The 19,141-nt window shown below is 56.3% G+C and carries 20 protein-coding genes; 2 read left to right on the top strand and 18 right to left on the bottom strand.

What is annotated here, in order from left to right:
• Positions 1-192 precede the first annotated feature (192 nt).
• The 7 genes from N909_RS0109895 to N909_RS0109865 all read right to left on the bottom strand — a co-directional run bounded on the left by N909_RS0109895 (position 193) and on the right by N909_RS0109865 (position 7,482).
• Positions 193-843, bottom strand: coding sequence for a 3-oxoacid CoA-transferase subunit B (locus N909_RS0109895; protein ID WP_029914535.1), 651 nt, complete (start codon positions 841-843; stop codon positions 193-195).
• Positions 836-1,534: a CoA transferase subunit A gene (locus tag N909_RS0109890; protein ID WP_051689661.1), complete on the bottom strand. Its 699-nt coding sequence runs from the start codon at positions 1,532-1,534 to the stop codon at positions 836-838. The genes N909_RS0109895 and N909_RS0109890 overlap by 8 nt, the downstream gene beginning before the upstream one ends.
• 92 nt (positions 1,535-1,626) lie before the next feature.
• On the bottom strand, positions 1,627-2,805 hold the full coding sequence (locus N909_RS0109885) for an acetyl-CoA C-acetyltransferase (RefSeq protein ID WP_029914533.1): 1,179 nt from the start codon (positions 2,803-2,805) through the stop codon (positions 1,627-1,629).
• Between the two features lie 30 nt (positions 2,806-2,835).
• The gene (locus N909_RS0109880) at positions 2,836-3,153 is read right to left on the bottom strand and encodes an AtuA-related protein (RefSeq protein WP_029914532.1); all 318 of its coding nucleotides are present in this window, start codon (positions 3,151-3,153) and stop codon (positions 2,836-2,838) included.
• 1 nt (position 3,154) lies between these two features.
• Positions 3,155-4,513, bottom strand: a complete 1,359-nt coding sequence (locus tag N909_RS0109875) for an acyclic terpene utilization AtuA family protein (RefSeq protein WP_029914531.1) — start codon at positions 4,511-4,513, stop codon at positions 3,155-3,157.
• Positions 4,514-4,540: 27 nt separating this feature from the next.
• The gene (locus N909_RS0109870) at positions 4,541-5,839 is read right to left on the bottom strand and encodes a CitMHS family transporter (protein ID WP_029914530.1); all 1,299 of its coding nucleotides are present in this window, start codon (positions 5,837-5,839) and stop codon (positions 4,541-4,543) included.
• 242 nt (positions 5,840-6,081) lie between these two features.
• Positions 6,082-7,482, bottom strand: a complete 1,401-nt coding sequence (locus tag N909_RS0109865) for a sigma-54 interaction domain-containing protein (RefSeq protein ID WP_051689660.1) — start codon at positions 7,480-7,482, stop codon at positions 6,082-6,084.
• 352 nt (positions 7,483-7,834) lie between these two features.
• Between N909_RS0109865 and N909_RS0109860 the strand changes: the two genes are divergently transcribed.
• Together N909_RS0109860 and N909_RS0109855 are read left to right on the top strand one after the other, a co-directional pair.
• Positions 7,835-8,986 carry an ABC transporter substrate-binding protein gene (locus N909_RS0109860; protein ID WP_029914528.1) on the top strand — a complete coding sequence of 384 codons (1,152 nt, stop codon included), beginning with the start codon at positions 7,835-7,837 and terminating at the stop codon, positions 8,984-8,986.
• A 266-nt stretch (positions 8,987-9,252) separates the two neighbouring features.
• Positions 9,253-9,618, top strand: a complete 366-nt coding sequence (locus tag N909_RS0109855) for a hypothetical protein (protein ID WP_029914527.1) — start codon at positions 9,253-9,255, stop codon at positions 9,616-9,618.
• On the opposite strand, the gene N909_RS0109850 is transcribed toward N909_RS0109855, so the two are convergent.
• The 11 genes from N909_RS0109850 to N909_RS0109800 all read right to left on the bottom strand — a co-directional run bounded on the left by N909_RS0109850 (position 9,619) and on the right by N909_RS0109800 (position 19,138).
• Positions 9,619-10,086 (bottom strand): LEA/WHy family protein, encoded by a 468-nt coding sequence (locus N909_RS0109850; RefSeq protein ID WP_036683602.1) that lies wholly within the window; start codon positions 10,084-10,086, stop codon positions 9,619-9,621.
• 70 nt (positions 10,087-10,156) lie between these two features.
• Positions 10,157-11,041, bottom strand: coding sequence for an amino acid ABC transporter permease (locus N909_RS0109845; RefSeq protein ID WP_029914523.1), 885 nt, complete (start codon positions 11,039-11,041; stop codon positions 10,157-10,159).
• A gap of 104 nt (positions 11,042-11,145) precedes the next feature.
• Entirely contained in the window at positions 11,146-11,970 is an 825-nt protein-coding gene (locus tag N909_RS0109840) for a transporter substrate-binding domain-containing protein (RefSeq protein WP_029914522.1), read from the bottom strand.
• A gap of 24 nt (positions 11,971-11,994) precedes the next feature.
• Positions 11,995-12,768, bottom strand: coding sequence for an amino acid ABC transporter permease (locus tag N909_RS0109835; protein ID WP_211253941.1), 774 nt, complete (start codon positions 12,766-12,768; stop codon positions 11,995-11,997).
• A gap of 173 nt (positions 12,769-12,941) precedes the next feature.
• Positions 12,942-13,412 carry a peptide-methionine (S)-S-oxide reductase MsrA gene (gene msrA / locus N909_RS0109830; RefSeq protein WP_029914519.1) on the bottom strand — a complete coding sequence of 157 codons (471 nt, stop codon included), beginning with the start codon at positions 13,410-13,412 and terminating at the stop codon, positions 12,942-12,944.
• The gene (locus N909_RS0109825) at positions 13,412-14,299 is read right to left on the bottom strand and encodes an ATP-binding protein (RefSeq protein ID WP_029914516.1); all 888 of its coding nucleotides are present in this window, start codon (positions 14,297-14,299) and stop codon (positions 13,412-13,414) included. Before N909_RS0109825 ends, msrA begins: the two co-directional genes overlap by 1 nt.
• 107 nt (positions 14,300-14,406) lie before the next feature.
• Positions 14,407-16,005 carry a DUF445 domain-containing protein gene (locus tag N909_RS0109820; RefSeq protein ID WP_029914513.1) on the bottom strand — a complete coding sequence of 533 codons (1,599 nt, stop codon included), beginning with the start codon at positions 16,003-16,005 and terminating at the stop codon, positions 14,407-14,409.
• A gap of 153 nt (positions 16,006-16,158) precedes the next feature.
• Positions 16,159-17,154, bottom strand: coding sequence for a sugar phosphate nucleotidyltransferase (locus N909_RS0109815; protein WP_029914511.1), 996 nt, complete (start codon positions 17,152-17,154; stop codon positions 16,159-16,161).
• Positions 17,155-17,167: 13 nt separating this feature from the next.
• Positions 17,168-17,776, bottom strand: a complete 609-nt coding sequence (locus tag N909_RS0109810; RefSeq protein WP_051689659.1) for a Gx transporter family protein — start codon at positions 17,774-17,776, stop codon at positions 17,168-17,170.
• Positions 17,757-18,152, bottom strand: a complete 396-nt coding sequence (locus N909_RS0109805; RefSeq protein ID WP_029914507.1) for a NusG domain II-containing protein — start codon at positions 18,150-18,152, stop codon at positions 17,757-17,759. Before N909_RS0109805 ends, N909_RS0109810 begins: the two co-directional genes overlap by 20 nt.
• An 8-nt stretch (positions 18,153-18,160) precedes the next feature.
• Positions 18,161-19,138, bottom strand: a complete 978-nt coding sequence (locus tag N909_RS0109800) for an FAD:protein FMN transferase (protein ID WP_155005913.1) — start codon at positions 19,136-19,138, stop codon at positions 18,161-18,163.
• Between the last annotated feature and the right edge of the window lie 3 nt (positions 19,139-19,141).

Genomic DNA, 19,141 nt, shown 5'->3' with positions numbered 1-19,141 from the left:
CGGACTCCGCAGGTGAGTGGTCATGATGAAGCAGCTGAGATATCGTCGCATTAAATCGGCCGGGACACAATCTCAATCTGCACACGACGCCCTTGCTCGGCATCCCGATCGGTGACTTCCGTGAGGTATCGACACGGAAGCTCCGATCGGAATGCCGGCGGAATCGGGTTAGGCGTGTCCGAAGCTGCAGCCTCAGCCGGTGCCCCCTTCAGCCACCAACAGCTCCGCCTCGGTGGACTGCTGAATATCGGCCAGGGACGAACCGGGCATGATCTCGGTGAGCAGCAAGCCCTGTTCAGTGACTTCGAAAACCGCCTTTTCGGTGATGATCATATCGACACACTTCATCCCGGTCAGCGGCAAGGTACATTTCCGCATGATCTTAGGGGTTCCTTTGGCGGTATGTTGCATGGCGACAATGACTTTCTTGGCGCCAGCCACCAGGTCCATGGCCCCACCCATGCCCGGAACCATTTTCCCGGGCACGACGTGGCTGGCGATGTTGCCCTCCTGGTCGACCTGTAATGCGCCGAGCACGGTCACATCAACATGGCCACCACGGATAATGGCGAAGGAGGTCGCGCTGTCGAAAAAGCTCGCCCCCGGCAGGATATGTACAAACTGATTGCCGGCGTTGATCACATCGCTGTCTTCCACACCGGGCAGGCAGAGCGGCCCCATACCGAGAATACCGTTTTCGGCATGCAGGGTGATCTGGACCCCGTCCGGCACATGGTTGGACACCAAGGTTGGCAAACCGATCCCCAGGTTGACGACATCGCCATCTTCGAGTTCTTGAGCCGCCCGCCGGGCGATCAAATCCTTATCACTTAACTCAGCCATGGACGACCTCCTCGAGTTTGTCCTCCGCAATCCGGTACTGTTCAGCCGCCAGCACCACCGCATCAACAAAAACTCCCGGAGTCAAGATCTGTTCCGGGCTCAATTCCCCAACCTCGACAATCTTATCGGCTTCGACAATGACATAGTCAGCCGCCATGGCCATGACCATGCTGAAGTTTTTCGAGGTGCCACGATAGAACACGTTGCCAGCCCGGTCGCAGACCGTGCCCTTGATAATGGCCACATCGGCATGCAGGGGCAGTTCCAGCAGGTAGTCTTTGCCGTTAACGGTCAACTTCTGCTTGCCTAACTCCACTTCTGTGCCGATCCCGGTCGGGGTCAACACCCCGCCCAGCCCGGCCCCGCCGCAGCGAATCCGTTCGGCCAGAGTCCCCTGGGGGACCAGTTCCACCTCCAACTCACCATTATTCATCTGCGCCCCGGTCTCTGGATTCAAACCGATATGGGATGCATAGAGCTTTTTCACCCGGCGGTTGCAGATCAGCTTGCCCGAAGCCTTATTGGGGACGGCGGTATCCGTGGAAATCAAGGTCAGGTTGTCGATCCCTTTCTCAACCATGGCATCGATTATGGTCTCCGGACTCTTCACCCCCATAAAGCCATTGCTCATGATGGTCATACCGCTGTTGATCCGGGCCAAGACCGCTTCCAGGTTTGTCTCTTTATTCATAGGTCAACCTTTTCTGTTTGTCTCTTTATTCATAGGTCAACCTTTTCTTCTTAAAATTAAATGGCCTTAGCAGGCGGTTGAAAAACAGCCTGTCAGCGTTCCACACACATGGCGATTCCCATGCCGCCACCGATACAGAGGGTCGCAAGCCCTTTCCTGACATCGCGTCTGATCATCTCGTAAAGCAGGGTGGTTAAAATCCGTGCCCCGGAGGCACCGATAGGATGCCCCAACGCAATAGCTCCGCCGTTGACATTGACAATGGCCGGGTCCAGCTCCAGTTCCCGCATCACCGCCAGGGCCTGGGCGGCAAAGGCTTCATTGGCTTCGATCAGATCCAGATCACTGCTCTTCCAGCCGGCTTTTTTCAAGGCCTTGCGCGTCGCCTCGACCGGGCCGATCCCCATGATGGCCGGGTCGCAACCATGCCAGGCCGAGGAAACAATCCGGGCCAGGGGCCGCAGCCCTTTGTCGTTGACAACCTCCTCGCCGGCCACGATCAGAGCGGCCGCGCCATCATTGACACCGGAAGCATTCCCGGCGGTCACCGTGCCATCCGGTTTGAAGGCAGGTCTGAGCTTGCCGAGCGACTCGGCAGTGGTGCCGAAACGAGGAAATTCGTCACTCGCGACGATTTTTGGCTCACCCCGGCGTTGCGGAATGCTGACCGCGACGATTTCGTCCTCAAAACGCCCCGCCGTGATTGCGGCTTCGGCGCGCTGCTGGCTCTGGGCGGCAAAATCGTCCTGGTCGGCTCGGCTGAAAGCGTATTTTTCGGCCAAGTTTTCAGCCGTAATCCCCATGTGATAGCGGTTAAAAATATCAAACAGCCCATCATGGACCATGGTGTCGACCAGTTCGCCATGCCCCATGCGATAGCCGGTCCGCGCCTGCGGCAGGACATAGGGGGCCTGGCTCATGTTCTCAGCCCCGCCGGCCACCACGATATCGGCATCACCGCATTGGATGGCCTGGGCCGCGGCGGCAACCGTGCGCAACCCGGAACCACAGACCATGTTGACGGTCTGGGCGCACCGCTCCTGCGGGATACCGGCGGCCAACTGTACCTGGCGGGCGGGATTCTGGCCGAGCCCGGCCTGCAGCACGGTCCCGAAGATCACTTCGTCAATCTCTGCCGCGTTCACCCCACCCCGCTGCATGGCTTCAAGCACTGCAATTCTGCCCAATTCGACCGGGCTGAGCTGGGCCAGGCTGCCACCAAAACTGCCGATCGGGGTGCGAGCCGCCCCGCTGATATAAACATCTTTCATGACTTTTCCTTTCAGATCAGGGTCCCGCGCTCAGGGCATGTCGATTTCAAGATTCAGCAAAGCCGAACTCAACGACTTGCCATGGGTATCGAGGGCCAGCGATGACGTCACCCCGCCGCACAGTGCTTTGCGCAGCACAAAATTGAAACTGGCAATCGCGGGCATTTCGTAGCGGACCACCTCACCATGAGCGACTTTCGCGAAATGGTTTTTGACCACTTCAGCAGTCACCTTCTCCTTGAGCAGGTCATAATGCCGTTCATCATAGGGAATCAGCGAAATATTTGAGGTATCCCCCTTGTCGCCGGTTCTGGCATGGGCAATTTCCCAAAGTTTGACAATGGCCATGTTATTCGACCTCCTTGATTGCCAGCTGCGGGGTCACTGCCTCGCGGGGAATGAACGCCGACATGACGGCGATAATTTCACGGGTTCCCTTGGTCGCGCCACCGCCGCCGGCAGGCCCGTTGGTGTAAAGGGTTTCCACTTCCCGGCCGATCAGAGCCGCGTCCTTCAAGGTTGCGGTCTTCGCCGCCACCCGCAGCAGCACCTCGTAAGGTTCAAAGTTATCCAGGTCCGAACTCTCCCGGTGCAGGGCATTCACTCCCACCAGATCACAGCGCAATTCAGAGTATTGTGCACCGATAATGGCCAGCCTTTCCTTGACGGTCTCGGCGGCCAACTGCGCCCGGGCAACCGCACCGGGTCCGGCATAGCCGATACTCCCTTCACCGATGTAACCGCCGTGATAGCCGATACTGACCTTCAATTGTTCAGGCCGCGGAGCCCCATCCCCACCGCCAATCTTGACCCGATCGGGGCCAACCTGTTCGAAATGAACCTTGGAAAAATCCGCCGTCACATCCGGGGTCAGGTATTTACTCGGATCATGGATCTCATAAACGATCTGTTCCTTACAGGTCGAGGGATCCACCCGACCACCGGCTGAAGCCAATTTGGTCACCACGGCATCACCGTTGCTCTTAACTTCCATGTACGGGAACCCCAACCGGGCAAAATCCGGCACATCTTTTTTCCCTGGCTCCGCATAGTAACCGCCGGTGATCTGCCCGGCGCACTCCAGGAGATGGCCGATCACCGTCCCCTTCCCGAGCATGGTCCAGTCCTGCAGATCCCAACCGAACTCATGGACCAGCGGGGCCAGGAACAGGGCGGGATCCGATACCCGGCCGGTGATAATGACGTCCGCCCCCTGCTGCAGCGCCGGCAGAATGCTCTCCACCCCGAGGTAGGTATTCGCTGACACCACTTCACTGATCGATTGACTCAGCGGCTGTTCCGTCTCCAGCAATACCGGGTCAAGCTGTTTGACCAGAGTTGCCACATCATCCCCATAGACCGCGGCGATCTTAAGCCCCTTGAGGTTGTGCTTACGGGCGATCTCCAGGGTCTTGTTAAGGGCAGCCAGAGGATTGGCAGCCCCCATATTGGTAATCAGCTTCACCTTGTTCTGATAACAGAGTGGCAGAATCCGCTCCATCCGCTCGACCAGCAGCGGATCGTAACCGGCCAATGGATCTTTACTCTTTTTCAGTTGCGCCAGGGCAATGGTTCGCTCTGCCAGGCACTCAAAACTGATGTAGTCCAACTTGCCGCTGCGCACCAGTTCCTCGGCTGGCTCAATCCGGTCTCCCGAATAACCCGCCCCGGAACCGATGACCACGGTTTTCCCTTGTTTCAAAGCCATGTACCTACTCCTGTACTGATAAATATGCTAAAGCCGGATCGCTCCGCTGATGACCGCAACCACGACCATGACCAGAGTGACCAGGAAGGCCAACGGAATGGTCTTTTTCTGATGGTCGCCAAGGTCGACACCGGCCAGACCGATCAACAGAAAGGTCGACGCCGTCAACGGGCTAACCGGGAAACCGGTGGTCATCTGGCCCAGAATTGCAGCCCGGGCCACCTCAACACCGGGAACATGAAAAGCTTCGGCCGCCGATGCCAGCACCGGCAAAACGCCAAAGTAATAAGAATCGGGATCGAACAGCAGACTCGCCGGCATGGAAGTAATCCCGGTCAAAACCGGCAGATGCCCACCAATGCCATGGGGGATAAAAGACACCAACGCTTCGGCCAGGTCTTTGATCATGCCTGAGCCTTTCATGATCCCGGTAAAAATCCCCGCGGCAAAAATGATCGAGATCATGAGAATTGCGGCCTGCCCATGGGCAGTGATGCGGTCCTGCTGGATTTTCACATTCGGATAATTGACAATCAGGGCGATGGCCAGGCCAACCACGAACACGGCGGGCAGTGGCAGAATTCCCTTGATCAGGCAAACGATGGCGGCAATGGTCAGAATGATATTGAACCAGACCAGTTTGGGGCGCTTCAACCCTGAATCACCGTCAATCAGGTGCGCGTCAATCTGCACTTTGACGTCGGCAGGTAAATTCCCAAGGCGTTTCTTTTCCCCTTTGCCGAGCCAGTAGCTGATCCCCAGGACACAGATAAGACCGGCGAAAAAAGCCGGGATGACGGGGTTGAACAGATCCTTCATCTCCAAATGGAGGGACGTTGCTGCGCGCAGTGTCGGCCCACCCCAGGGAACCACATTCATGGTTCCGGCACCGAGGGCCGCGATGCAGGCCAGCACCTTGCGATCGATCTGCAGGCGATCGTAAATCGGCAGCATGGCCGGGATGCAGACCAGAAAGGTGGAAGCGCCGGAGCCATCCAGATGCGCAACCATGGCAATCAGGGCGGTCCCAATGGTGATTTTGACCGGATCCTGCCCGCCGAAACGGACAATCCCCTTGATGATCGGGTCAAACATGCCCGCATCATTCATGACACTGAAATAAAGAATGGCAAAGGTCAGCATGATCCCGGTCGGCGCAACCCCCTTCAAGCCGGCCAGCATGTGTTTGCCGAGATCCGGGCCCAACCCGGCGAGCAGGCCGAAGATAATCGGCACCCCGACTAAAGCGACCAGCACAGATGTGCGCTTGGTCATCACCAGAAAAAGCAGTACTGCAATAATGCAGAAACCCCAGAACGCCAACATACTAAACCTCCTTGTTTAAATGATGAAAGAACGTCTTTCCAGATCAGCTATCCACCAACTAGGCAAGCATGATGCCATAATTAAAAAACCGTTAAAAATCGGTAGCCTATAGAATATAAATCAAATATAACGATGATATACTTCTCAAACATGAGAAGCGGTTGGGAAGGGAATATGTCCGAAAGCGCGGAAAAACGTTACTTAGCAAAATTTCTCAAAACTGAGAAGGGAATGATGGCTTCTCAGTTTTGAGAAGGCGTTCCTTCCAATTTCCGGTAAAGGGTGGCCAGGGAGATCCCCAGCGCGTCACAGATTTTTTTCTTGCTGGCCAGGGAATGACCTTCGCTGAGCAGCAATTTGCGGAGTAAATCCTGTTCAAACACTCTGACCTGCTCGCTCAAGGGGCGTAGGGAGGCGCTCCCTTTGAGCTGCAGATAAGGAATCGACTGCAAGCGTTCGGGAAGATGCTCAGGTAAGATCAGGGTTCCCGGATCAACCACATTGCAGATGAATTCAATGACATTTTTCAATTCCCGGATATTTCCAGGCCAACCATAGCTCAACAGGATCTGCCGAACATCTTCCGAAATGGTAAATTTTCCGCCATCCAGATATTCGCTGGCAAAATAGAGACTGAGGTCAATAATATCCTCCTTGCGTTCCCGCAGCGGCGGAATCACCAATTGAAAAACGTTCAGGCGATAGAACAAATCTTCCCTGAAGCGTCCTCTTTTCACCATTAAATCGAGATCCTGATTGGTTGCGGCGATGATCCGTACATCAAAGTGCTGTTCTTCCAATTCACCGACCCGGCGCACCTTGTGCTCCTGCAGGATGCGCAGCAATTTGACCTGCATATCGATATGCATGTCGCCGATTTCATCGAGGAACAGGGTCCCTTTGTCCGCCATCTGGAAGAGGCCGAGCTTGCCCCCGCGCTTTGCACCGGTAAAGGCCCCTTCCACATAGCCAAACAGTTCGCTTTCCAGCAGAACATGAGGAATCGCTGCGCAGTTGACCGGAATAAAAGGTCCGTTTTTGCGCCTGCTGGCTCCGTGAATACCCTGGGCGATCAACTCTTTTCCGGTTCCGCTCTCCCCTAAAATAAGAATATTCGCTTCCCCCAGGGCCGCTCGCTCGGCTAAGGAAACCATCTGGTTGAACTTGTCGGAGACCCCTTTTAACTGATGGAGTTGAAATTTGGAGCGAAAAAAACGCGCCACCGTCCCCTGCAGATTTTGCAGGGAACTTTCAGCTGTTTTCAAAGCCTCGGAGAGCTTTTTCACTTCGGTTATGTTTTTGACGATGGAAACCCCGCCGACAATCACACCGTCAATAAGAATCGGTGCCATATCAACAACATAACGGGCATCCCCGACCTCCCGGTAAACCCCGGACATGGCTTTGCCGGTTCTGATGACCGATGGCAGAATGGCACCGGGACGAACTTCAGCAAGCTTTTGATAGAGAAGTTTTTCCTGTGGAACGCCGATAATTCTGGAATATTCAGGATTGGTGTACTGAATGACCTCTTCCCGATCGGCAACCAGAATGCCATCATTGATGGCGTTCAGGATGGAAACCGACAACTCTTCAAGAATAGCGGGAAAAGAGAACGTGTCACCCTTGCTATCTTTTGGCATCGAAACCTTCTTTTTCCAGCACGGGGGCTCAACAGAAAAAAGCCAGGAACAGGTAAAGAACAAAAGCTTAAAGTCGCTGGCCGGTCTCAGGTATTATGCTCAAGGAGTGGCCCTAAAAATCAATAGAAATATTAATGTGCCCTTCAGGCAGGCGGAGATGAATACCCGCAGAACCTGCATCCGGGCCGCATCACTTCGTTTGACAAAACTTTTTTTGAGCAGATTTTATCTTACCAGTAGCACGAAAACATTTGATTTTCCAGCATTCTCCCGTAATACTCAGAAAACTTGCGGTGCTGTTCACAGCCACCTTGGAAGTGCTGTTTTTTCTTTTTGTGAAAGGAGAATTTTTATGAAGCGTTTGCTCGCATTCCTTGCGGTGATGTTGCTGGTGACTCCAGCGGCCATGGCCGCTGACACCATCAAGCTGGGGGCCTTTTTTGATCTGTCCGGCCGGGCCTCGTTTATCGGGACTCCCACGAAACTGGTCGCCGAGATGGTCGTCGCCAAGATCAACGCAGAAGGCGGTATCAACGGCAAACAACTGGAACTGGAAATCGGCGATACCGAAGGAAATCCCGCCAAAGCGGCCTCCATCGCCAAGAAATTCATCTACAAGGACAAAGTGGTCGCAATTATCGGTCCAACCCTGACCGACACCGGCATGAACGTTAAAAATATCGTCGACAAAGCCGAGCTTCCCATTGTCATGACGGTCGGCGGCGATCCGGTCATTATGGGCGGAAAATTCGGTTCCTATAAATGGGTTTTCAAATCCCCGCAGCGCTCCAAGACCGCTGTTGAGAGGATGTTCATCTATCTCAAGGAGAAGGGGCTGACCAAGGTTGCCCTGCTGACGGGAACCGATGGCTTCGGCAAGGACGGTGCCCGCTGGATGGAAACCCTGGCTCCTCAGTACGGGATTGAAATTATTGCCCAGGAGTCTTTCGGGACCAGGGACACAGACATGACTTCGCAGCTGACCAAGGTCAAAAACAGCCAGCCGCAGGCCATCCTGGCTTGGACGACCGGTCCAGCCGGAGCGATTATTGCCAAAAACAAAGTCCAGCTCGGTATCGACACCCCGCTCTTTCAGTGCCACGGGCTGCCGGATCCCAAGTATATTGAACTGGCAGGAGCCGCCAGCGAAGGCGACCGGATGCCGGCCACCAAACTGATGGTGGTTGAAGAACTGCCCGCCAGCGATCCGCAGCAGCAGGTTATCCGCGAATTCGTCAAGCTCTATAAGGAAAAAGGCTACGATCAGCAGTTCCCGATCAACACCCATTCCGGCTATGCCTGGGATGCTATCATGATCATTGCCAACGCGATCAAACAAGTTGGCACCGAGCCGGCCGCGTTACGCAGCGCCATCGAAAACACCAAAAACTATGTCGGGATTTCCGGCATTTACAACATGACTCCCGAAGATCATAACGGCCTGGGTGTCGATTCCATGGTGATGGTGCAAGTGAAAAACGGCCAGTTTGTCCTGGCCGACTGAACACTACGCTGCTTAGCAGCGCTCCACGGGCCTTGCGCAGTCCGCAAGGCCCGGCTTTACCCTACTTAGTTGGCCTCCGGAGTTCCCGGATGCCAACGCATAAGTTTTCAGATTGGAAACGAGCAATTTTTCGTTGTGGCTAGGAAATCATGGACTTATGCGGAGGCGTCGTTCTTTACGCCGCACAAATAAGCCTGCAGATTGACACCGCCACGGCGGAAAAGGGCCGTTTTCGGATGACAACTACTTAGGCGGTGGAGGTAAGCATGAAGTACGCTTTTGATTTTTCCCGGCTGCCCGACTATGTGGTCATCAAAACCGGACATTTTTCGGTCATGGAAGATTTCTACAAACTGCTCAGGGATCTGCTGGCTTCTCCGAGCTGGCACAGCGGGGCCGGCCTGATCATCGATCACCGCGAGTTGCAGCTGACTCAGCTGGAGCCCGAGGAAATTGCCATGCTCGACTCCATCATCGCTTTTCATCGGGAAGGGCTGGGAGACGGCAGATGCGCTCTGGTGCTCAGCCCCTCCCCCGAGTCCGCGGCAGCCCTCCAGCCTCATCATGCGGCACAGTTTTCCCTGTTCCATGACTTCGCTCAGGCCAGACAATGGCTTCCATCCGCCACCTGACTATTTGGCCGCTTCCGCCAGGTCGATGAAACCCTCCTTGCTCACCTTGATTTTCGGCACCAGTCCGCCGACATCAAGCAGCGCTTCCAGGTTGAATTTAAAAGATTCCCGCGGCTGCTTGAGAAAATCGTGAAACAGGCTGATGGTATTGAACAGGTCCGGTTTGGCCTCGAGCACGATATCCCCTTCGCCATAGCCGGCAATGACCGGCAAGCGGCTGGTGGCCCCGGCGAGGATGCGGTGCCCTTCCAATTCAGCCTGATAGGACAAACCGGCCAGCTTGAGGGCCGCACGGTTCGGGTTAACGACATGCAGGCCGATTTCAAAAGTCGGCACCACCGAGTCCCCCGGCAACACCCGAAAACTGGTGACACTGACCGTCGGCGTTTCGAATGCCGGGGTCAAAAGAGCACAACCGCAGACCACGGTGAGCATAAACAGAAGAGACCAACGGTATAACTGTTTCATGAACATGATTTTTCCCTAAAAAGTGGGCAGATTTTGCCTCTGCTGAAAACCGCTAACCCTTTCGGGTCTTTCAATTATAGGCTTTGCGCAACCGGACTTCCAGCCGGCCGGCAAGCCATGAACAGCTGTAAGTGAGGAGAAAATAAAGCAGGGTGACGGTCATCCAGACTTCAAAGGTCAGATAGGTTGCCGCCATCAGCTCCATCCCCTGAAAGGTCAATTCCTGAATTGAAATCACCGACACAATAGCCGAATCCTTGATGGTAGAGATGGCCTGCCCCGCCAGGGGCGGGATCATCCGCTGAAAGGCCTGGGGCAACACAACATGCCGCAACAGCTGCCAGCGGCGCATGCCGAGAGCCCGCGCCGCCTCCCACTGCCCGCTTTCGATCCCGTTGATACCGGCACGGACAATTTCACCGATATAAGCTCCTTCGAACAGGGCCAGGGTCATGACCGCAGCCAGAAAGGGTTCGATCTGATCCGGACCGGCAATGGTTCTCCCGAGCAGGGTCTGCAGCCAGCCGGGGGCGGCGTTGAGCCGTTCGCCCAGGTGCAGCAGCGGCAACAGTTGGTCACTGATGAAGAAGTAAAAAATAAAGACCAGGACCAGGGGGGGCAAATTCCGCAACAAGGTGACGTAGGTCCCGCCGAGCAGCCGGTTGAACAGGTGCAGACTGGTCCGCAACAGTCCGCACACCAGGCCGATGGGCAAAGCCAGCAGTAAACTCCAGAAACTCAGCCGAATGGTCGTCAGCAGACCACGCAGTAACAGATTGGGAACCCAGCCCGCCTCGGGGTCGTAACGCAGCAGGTATTGGGGAATCACCTGCCAGTTCCACTGATAATCAAGGCCACTGTGGACCCGGTGGGCCAAGTAGGCGAAACAGCCGAGCACGACCAGCAGCAGAATGGTATCCAGCCCGCTCCAGCGGGTCGGTCGGGTAGAGATCAAAAAATCAACTCCTCAGAGGTAGGGTCTTGATTGCTGGACCACACCCGGACTGCGGTCCGGCTCTGCCCGGGAAAGCAACAGCTCCGGGCAGAACCGGAGCCCGCCTATTCGATCCGGGCTTTCCAATCCTGGGTGGTAAACCAGTACTCGTAATGTTCCTGCAGCCAGCCGTCGGCATTGCGGAACTTGACCCAGTTGTTCAGGAAATTCAGAAAATCGACATCCCCTTTACGGATCGCGAAGCCGATCGGTTCTTTGGTAAAAGTTTTACCGGCCAGGGGCAGATACAGCTTGTCGGCGTATTTCAGGGTCTGAAACTCCGGAAACGGCTGTGAGGACACCATGGCCGCAGCGCGATTATTGAGTACTTCCTGCAGGGCCTGCCCTTCATCATCAAACAGGCGCAGCTGGGCTTTGGGGAGGTGCTTCTTGGCTGCGGTCGCGGCGGTCGTGCCAATCCGGGCGACGATGGTCAGGGCGGGATCGTTGAAGGCCTCCAGACTGCTGCGGCCGGCCGCGAGCTTGCTGTTAGCCACAATCGACATCCCGGAGAACTCGTAGGGGTCGCTGAAATTGACCTTGAGATTGCGGGCCGGGGTAATCCCCATCCCACCAATGATGACATCGAACTTACCGGTCAGCAAAGCCGGAATAATGCCGGACCATTTAGTTGGCACAAATTCCGCTTCGACCCCCATATCCTCCGCCAGCTGCTTGGCCACTTCAATTTCAAAGCCGGTATAGCCGCCGGTTTTGTCCTTCATGGCCCAGGGGACAAAGGTTGAGAAACCGATCCGCAGTTTGTTTTTGGCAACAACCTGCGCCAGGGTGCTCTCTTCCGTCAGGCTTTGTCGCACTTCGCTGGCCAGCAGGGGGGTCGCCAGCAGGGACAAAACCAGGGTCAGGGCCAGCAGACATCGAATCTTCATCTTTACATCTCCTCTTTGCGGATCTCAGTGTTGGTACTTAGTCAGGTGATTTTCCAAATATTTTACCAGAATTGACAGCAGCATGGTGACGGCCAGGTAAATTGCTGCCACGGTAAACCAGATTTCAAAAGTCAGAAAGGTTTCAGCGATAATCTGCTGCCCCTGCATGGTCAGGTCATAAATGGCGATGGTCGATACCAGGGCGGAATCCTTGACCAGGGAAATGCCCTGGCTGGTCAGTGGAGGGGTCATCTGGCGCAGGGCCTGGGGGAGAATAATATGGCGATAGGTCTGCTTGCGGGGCAAGCCCAGCGAAGCGGCCGCTTCCCACTGGCCGACTGGGATCGCCAGGATCCCGGCCCGGATAATCTCCGAGGCATAGGAGCCCTCAAACAGGCTTAAGGCGATAACTGCAGACGAAAACCGGCCCAGGTCAAGAATTGGCGCAAAGACAAAATAGAGGACAAAAATCTGAATAAGCAGCGGAGTGTTGCGGATCAGCTCCAGATAGACCCGGGCGATCCCCCGCGCCATTGGGCTGGCGGAAAGGCGCATCAACGCGGTACAAAGACCGATCAGCAAAGACAGGCCAAGGCTGGCCAGCGTAATCTCCAGAGTCAGCCCAAGGCCCTTCAGCAGCGGCCCGAACTGCCAACCGGCGGCATCACGGATCAGCAGATAGCGGGTCACCCGATTCCACTGCCAATTATAGCCAAGACCGCTGGCGCCATGAAGCAGGACCGCCCCCAAGCCGATCAGGACCAGCACAAAGGCTGCGGCCTGGAGGAGATCGGCCAACCGCTGGCGAGATAAGTGGCTGCTGGATAAAATTGTCTGTTCTCCCGATTATTGTGTTCCGTGTGGTTACCGACATGCATCCCTTCTGCTCCGCTGACCGCGGCGGTGCCTTCTTGGCCTGCCTCACGGCCAACCGCTGGCAGCAGACCCTGGAGCGTCCGGGGAAAAGCCCGCTACCTGCAGGTAAAGCCAGGACTCTGCTTGCGGATATACTGCTGGTGATATTCTTCGGCACGCCAGAAGGTCCCGGCCGGGACAATCTCGGTGACGACCGGCTCGGTGTAGACACCACTGGCCTCCAGCGCCCTCTTTGCTTCCTCGGCCTGGCGACGCTGTTCGGCACTGTGATAAAAAATAGCCGAACGGTACTGGGTTCCGATATCCCACCCCTGACGATTCAGGCTGGTCGGATTATGCTTGCCCCAGAACCGCTCCAGGAGTTGCCCATAACTGATCTGCGCCGGATCAAAAATGACCTCAACCACCTCTGCATGCCCGGTGGCCCCGCTGCAAACCTGTTGATAGGTCGGCTGCTCCGTGGTTCCGCCCATGTAGCCGACTGCTGTCTCCACCACGCCGGGAAGGGTCCGGAACGCTTCTTCAACGCCCCAGAAACAACCGGCTGCAAAGGTTGCTCGTTCCATCAGCGACTCCGTTGTAACAGTTGTTGACCAACCCAAAAACGGGAAAACTGCAAAGCAGTCCTGCCGCAACGCTTACTTTTTTCATGAGACCACTTTAGCGCCGCTTTTTGCAAGTCCTCGTTCAGAACAGGTTCAAGACCGTTTTCCAAAGAAAACCTGGCAACCTGGTGGCGCACCAGGTCGAGATACTGGTTCTGACTGAAAATATGAAACGGAATCCACAACCCGAAGCGGTCGGCCAGAGAACTCTTCTCCTCGACCCCTTCACCGGGATGCAGTTCGTTGTTGACCATTTTAAAACCGAGATTGTCGGTCTCATATTCAGGCAGCAGATAACGCCGATTGGAGGTCACATAAAAACGAACGTTTTCCGGAGCCGCATAGACCGATCCGTCGAGGGCGCTCTTGAGCATTTTATAGCTCGACTCCCCGGCTTCGAAAGACAGATCGTCACAGAGGAAGATAAACCGGTACTGATGTCCTTTGATGGCACTGAAGATATCGGGCAGGTACACCAGGTCATCCTTGTCGACCTGCACCACCCGTAAGCCCTGTGGAGCATATTTGTTGAGCAGGGCGCGGACCAGCGACGATTTACCGGTTCCGCGTGTCCCCCAGAGCAGCACGTTATTGCAGGGAAAACCGGCGATAAACTGGCGGGTATTATCCTCCAGCAACTGCTTCTGCCGCTCAATACCGAGGAGCTCCTCCAGCTGAACCGGATCGACATCACTGACCGGCTCCAGATAGCCGGCAAAGGAGTGTCGCCGCCAGCTGGCCGCCCGGGTGATAGCCCAGTCGACCTCACCGACCGGCCGGGGCAACAGCTGCTCCAGGGAAGCAAGAACCCTGTGCAGGCGCGTCTTCAGCTCTTCATCGTCAAACACTGCTGACCTCCACGGTTGGGGTCCGGTGCCCTTGGCGAAGGGATGATAAACAGCCTGCAAAGCCCACATCCGGGCAAGCGAAAGCACTGGCCCCGGGCAAACGCCGTTTAAGGTAACTGCAGTACCAGCAGATTAATCAGGCCGATCAACATCCCCAGTAACGCACCGAACAGGTTGATGTACTTAAACTGTTCTTTCATAATCCCCATCAGCAGCCCCTCCACCTGCAACAGATCGAGACTGTTCACTTTCGCTTCGACCATCCGCCGGACATTGAGGGTTTCGACCAGCTTGGGGGCTTCTTTTTTGAGCATTTCCTCAACCAGCTGGCAGATGCCGCTCTCCAATTCCTGCCGCAAGTCGCCGGGCAGGCGGGCGGACAGAATCCCGAGTGGCTTGCGATAGACCCATTCCTCGCTCTGCTCGATAACGATCGCCCGCAGCGCCTCCCGGGCCTTGTCCGAGCGAAGCACCTCAAGCAGTTTATCCGCCAGATAGTCCTGCCCGGACTGAATGCCATTGGCCGGCAAAACTCGTTTCAGCAGGCTTTCGAAGGAATGGTCCTTTAACCGATCGATGGCGCTTTCCGCCAGAATCATGGTGGTATCCACCGTCCGCCGCGACTGGACCGCACTCACCACCTGGGCGCGGACAAACTGCCTGACCCCGCGGATTTTTTCATAGGGCATCTTCTCGATATAACTGCTCAAGGAGCGATCCAGCAAAAGGTCGGCGCGCTCCCGCAACAGTTTGGCGAGTTGCTGCTGAGTCCGCTCCTCTTTCAGCCAGGCGGCCAGTTCATCGCCGGCGCGATCGAGAAAAGTCGGGATCTTGCCATAGATCTTATCCAGATCCATAAAGCCGCTGAGCAACCCGGCCAGCCCGCCAAGGGAATCGAGGAACGAGTCGATAGCCTTTTTCCCCTTGCTGACCAGCTGCTCACGAAATTCCGGGTCGTAAAGCATGCCGCCAAATTTTTCCGCCAGGGGGGGCAGCTCTTTTTCCAGTTGGGCCAGAATCAATTCAACCAGGTCTTCAGGGAGCAGCTTGCGCAACGGCTGATCGCTGGTCAGCAGCCGTTCCGTTTTGCGATCGACATAATCGCCGACCATGGCTGCAGTCCGTGGGGATTGGAAAAAATTTGCCAGTTTCTTATCCAGGTGCTGCTGAGCCGCCTGGTAACGTTCCGGGGTCAGAAAGCTGGCCAGGTCCCGGGCCAGGAGGCGGTCGGCCTGATGACCGAGATGCCGGCGGAATTTCTCTTCGAAGGACTGGCTCTGCAGATAGGTGAAGATCAGTTTGACCAGTTTCTCCTGCAGTAAGGCGACCAGCTCGCGAAAGCGCAGCCGAAAGCGGTCGGGCACCAGCGTTTCCAGCGGGCCCAGCCGGGTGTCGAGAAACCGCCCGAGCTTGTCGGTCACGGCCAGCCGCAACTCGCGTTGAATCGATTCCCGGGCGAAAGCCTGCCCGACATCATCAGCGGTCAACAGGTGGGCGCCGACCATTTCGCCCATCTTACGCGCCAGTTCACCCCGTTTGGACGGAATAATCCCCGGGGTCAGGGGGATGCGCAGGCCCAGGAACCGCCAGGCCCGCAATGGCCGGAATAGCATCCGGATGGCTACATAATTGGTGACATAGCCGATCACCGCACCCAGCAACGGCGGGAGCAGATAAGGCAGGTAGTGCTGAAATTCCACGATCATGGTTCAACCCGAAACAAAACGATTTTGCCAGGAAAACCCTGGCGCCCTGCTCGACCGGGCGCCAGGCAGGGTGTCTGCGGCCAGGCGACCGCAGACAGAGTTCATTTTTCCGACCTTTTGCGTGCTGAACAAGAACAGCAGCTGGTCGAAGGCCTACTGCTCCATGTAAATATGCGAATGGTCGCCGATATTCATGCGCCGGGGGGAACCGATCAGACTGACCGCATCGCCGAGGAGCGAATGATTCAGGATCAGATGGCTGACCTTGTTATCGGCATTGATGATCGAATCGCTGATGACGCTGCTTTCAATCTCGCTGCCGGCGGCAACCGAGACGTTGGGACCGATAATCGAATTAGTGATCACCGCGCCGGCTTCGACATGGACCGGTTCGATCAGTACGCAATTTTTGACGTCGCCATGGATATGGTGGCGCCCTTTCAGCAGATAACGATTGGTTTCCAGCAGGGTTTCCGGTTTGCCGCAATCGAGCCAGGCATCGATCTCCGGGGCTTTGAATTTATGCCCGGCCGCGATCATGCGCATAAAGACCGAAGGCAGGTAATATTCCCCTTTGACCGTTTCGCCAGCGGCGATGGTTTCTTCAATGGCGTTGATAAAACCGGCCCCGTCCTTGAGATAGTAGAGGCCGACCTGGGCCAGTCTGGAGATCGGCTGATCCGGCTTTTCCACCATGTCGACAATATAATCCCCGCTTAACACATTGACCCCGAAGCGTTGATAATCCTCAACTTCTTTGGAATAGATCAAGCCGTCGGCAGAGCTGCACAACCCCTTGATGGCCGCGAGATCGGTGACAAAGATGGTGTCGTTGAAAACCACCAGCAGGTCGTCTCCGGGGTTGACCGAAGGTCCGGCCAGGGCCACCGCATGAGCCGGACCGAGGCGCTCATGCTGAATGTAGTAGCTGCACCTAAGTCCGGGGAACTTCTTCTCCATGAACTCTTCGATTTGCTGGCCGTTCTCATCGGTAATGAAGATATATTCCTCAACGTCGATGGCTTGCAGCCGTTCAACAATATGTTCAAGGACCGTTTTTCCGGCCACCCGGACCAGGGACTTGGCTTTAGTATGGGTATGCGGACGCAGCCGGGTGCCTTTTCCGGCAACAGGCAGAATTGCTTTCATAATCCCTCCTTCATCAATTTCCGGATTGTTGTTGGTGTAAATCAGGTTGGCCGGTCAAAATGTCCAGCCGCTCCCTCAGGCCGCGAAAGGCGGCATGTCCGGCCAACGAATTGAGCAGAAAGTGTGCTGCCAACCCGTTAACAATACCACTTATCATGGCAAATAGCAGAAAGAAAGGCAGTAGCAGCCAGATCCCCGGATGCCGCACCACCACCAGCCAAGCCACCAGGAGTTGTCCGCTGACATGGCCAAGAGCGCCCAGCACCGAGACCCCGATCGGTCCGATTCGCTTGCGCCCCAGAGAAAAGCCGCAGCTCATCATGGTCGCGGACAGAATTCCGCCCCCCAGGGAGAGCAGAAAGCCGGGGCCAAACAGGCGGCCGACCAGCAGACTCCCCAGAATAATGCGGCACAGGTTCACCAGCCAGAGCTCCCGCACTCCGTAACAAAACAGCGCGGTGATGCCAAGAATGTTGGCCAGCCCGATGCGAAACCAGGGGACCGGATTGGGCAGCAGAAACTCCAGGGTGTTAAGAACAACGGCCAGAGCCACAAACAGGGCCAGAAAAACCCGCTGGCGGGTCTGCTCAAGGGTGATGTTTTCAGCGGCTGACAAAATCATGCCCCGTTTTCCCGGCCAGCGTCTTTCTCTCGACATGAATAACCAGCTTATTCGGCAGGCAGGCCAGCAGATCACCATCCTGATGCACTTCGCCCATGCGTACACAGGTCTTATTCCGGCACGGCGAGGACAGAATGCTGACCTTGCCTGCGGCAATCTGCAGCACCGTGGTGCCAAGAGGGCCCTGTAGATCAACGGTCCGATCGATATTCAACGGTACCTTAAACACCACCCGATCCTGGACAGTGGCAATAACCTGCGCCCCGGCCTCGCGCCGGAGCGACAAGGCAAACGAGACTGCAACCAGGATGGCAACGGCGAGCAGCAGTTTACGATCAAGAGGTGTGGCGTAGCGGAGCCAGGAGAAGAGCTTCATCCGTTCTCTCATTTCAGTCCGGCGGTTTTCAAAATCCGCCCGTCAGCAGCGACCAGCAGCCCCTCGACATCCTTTTCCCCTTGCAGCAAAGCCAGTCCTTTGACCGGACCGAGGACAAAGGCCGCCGTGGCCAGAGCGTCGGCGGTCATGGCATCAGCGGCAATCACGGTCACACTTTGGCAACCGCGGGCCGGGCGACCGGTAGCAGGGTCGAAAATATGATGATAGCGAACGCCAGCGCGTTCAAAAAACCGCTCATAGTCGCCAGAGGTGACCACCGCCCGATTGACCAGCGGCAGGGTTAGAAGGACATCATCCTCCCGCCGCGGATGCTGAATCCCGATGCGCCAGGGTTCACCCTGCCGATTGCCGAGTAAACGAATGTCACCGCCGGCATTGACCGCAGCCGAACGGATACTTTTGCCCTGCAACAGTTCGATCGCCCGATCAACCGCATAGCCTTTGGCGATCCCGCCCAGTTCCAGGACCAGGTCGGGTCGGGCCTTGCTGACCTGCTGACCGACCACCTGCAGGGAATCCGGACCGACCCCGACCAGGGCGGCGCTCAGCTCGACGGAGCTGGGAATGCGCGGATGATCGGTCTCAATCCCCCACAGGGCTTTTACCTTGCCAAGAGTCATATCAAAGGCCCCGGCGCTGCGGTGTGCAATGCGCAGGCCGGTCTTGAGTACGCGAGCGGTTTCCGCATCAACTTCAAGCGGACCCGTAGCAGCAGATAACCGCACCACTTCACTGCCTGGAACCGCGCTGGAAAACAGCTGTTCGACCCGCCTCATTTCGGCAAAGGCCGCGTTAACGGCCGCTTCCGCCTCTCCGCCGGACTGATCATAAACCCTGATTTCGACCAAGGTTCCCATGATCAATGCCGTGCGCACCAACGGGGGCTGCGGCTGAGCAGTACGATACCGGACAAACCACAGCAACGCCGCCACAATAAGCAGGACCAATGCCGATCTTCGAAACAACAG

It is taken from the genome of Pelobacter seleniigenes DSM 18267, assembly GCF_000711225.1.
Classification (GTDB): Bacteria; Desulfobacterota; Desulfuromonadia; order Desulfuromonadales; family Geopsychrobacteraceae; genus Seleniibacterium; species Seleniibacterium seleniigenes.
The sequence above is the reverse complement of the archived record's forward strand: the minus strand, read 5'-3'. Positions and strand labels throughout refer to the sequence as shown.

Bases quoted from the DNA above. Each gene is read 5' to 3' on its own strand.
- N909_RS0109885 (WP_029914533.1), bottom strand. From the start codon at position 2,805: ATGAAAGATGTTTATATCAGCGGGGCGGCTCGCACCCCGATCGGCAGT.
- N909_RS0109840 (WP_029914522.1), bottom strand. From the start codon at position 11,970: ATGAAGATTCGATGTCTGCTGGCCCTGACCCTGGTTTTGTCCCTGCTG.
- N909_RS0109805 (WP_029914507.1), bottom strand. From the start codon at position 18,152: ATGAAGCTCTTCTCCTGGCTCCGCTACGCCACACCTCTTGATCGTAAA.
- N909_RS0109870 (WP_029914530.1), bottom strand. From the start codon at position 5,839: ATGTTGGCGTTCTGGGGTTTCTGCATTATTGCAGTACTGCTTTTTCTG.
- N909_RS0109860 (WP_029914528.1), top strand. From the start codon at position 7,835: ATGAAGCGTTTGCTCGCATTCCTTGCGGTGATGTTGCTGGTGACTCCA.
- msrA (WP_029914519.1), bottom strand. From the start codon at position 13,412: ATGGAACGAGCAACCTTTGCAGCCGGTTGTTTCTGGGGCGTTGAAGAA.
- N909_RS0109865 (WP_051689660.1), bottom strand. From the start codon at position 7,482: ATGCCAAAAGATAGCAAGGGTGACACGTTCTCTTTTCCCGCTATTCTT.
- N909_RS0109875 (WP_029914531.1), bottom strand. From the start codon at position 4,513: ATGGCTTTGAAACAAGGGAAAACCGTGGTCATCGGTTCCGGGGCGGGT.
- N909_RS0109880 (WP_029914532.1), bottom strand. From the start codon at position 3,153: ATGGCCATTGTCAAACTTTGGGAAATTGCCCATGCCAGAACCGGCGAC.
- N909_RS0109895 (WP_029914535.1), bottom strand. From the start codon at position 843: ATGGCTGAGTTAAGTGATAAGGATTTGATCGCCCGGCGGGCGGCTCAA.
- N909_RS0109855 (WP_029914527.1), top strand. From the start codon at position 9,253: ATGAAGTACGCTTTTGATTTTTCCCGGCTGCCCGACTATGTGGTCATC.
- N909_RS0109850 (WP_036683602.1), bottom strand. From the start codon at position 10,086: ATGAAACAGTTATACCGTTGGTCTCTTCTGTTTATGCTCACCGTGGTC.
- N909_RS0109810 (WP_051689659.1), bottom strand. From the start codon at position 17,776: ATGATTTTGTCAGCCGCTGAAAACATCACCCTTGAGCAGACCCGCCAG.
- N909_RS0109890 (WP_051689661.1), bottom strand. From the start codon at position 1,534: ATGAATAAAGAGACAAACCTGGAAGCGGTCTTGGCCCGGATCAACAGC.
- N909_RS0109820 (WP_029914513.1), bottom strand. From the start codon at position 16,005: ATGATCGTGGAATTTCAGCACTACCTGCCTTATCTGCTCCCGCCGTTG.
- N909_RS0109815 (WP_029914511.1), bottom strand. From the start codon at position 17,154: ATGAAAGCAATTCTGCCTGTTGCCGGAAAAGGCACCCGGCTGCGTCCG.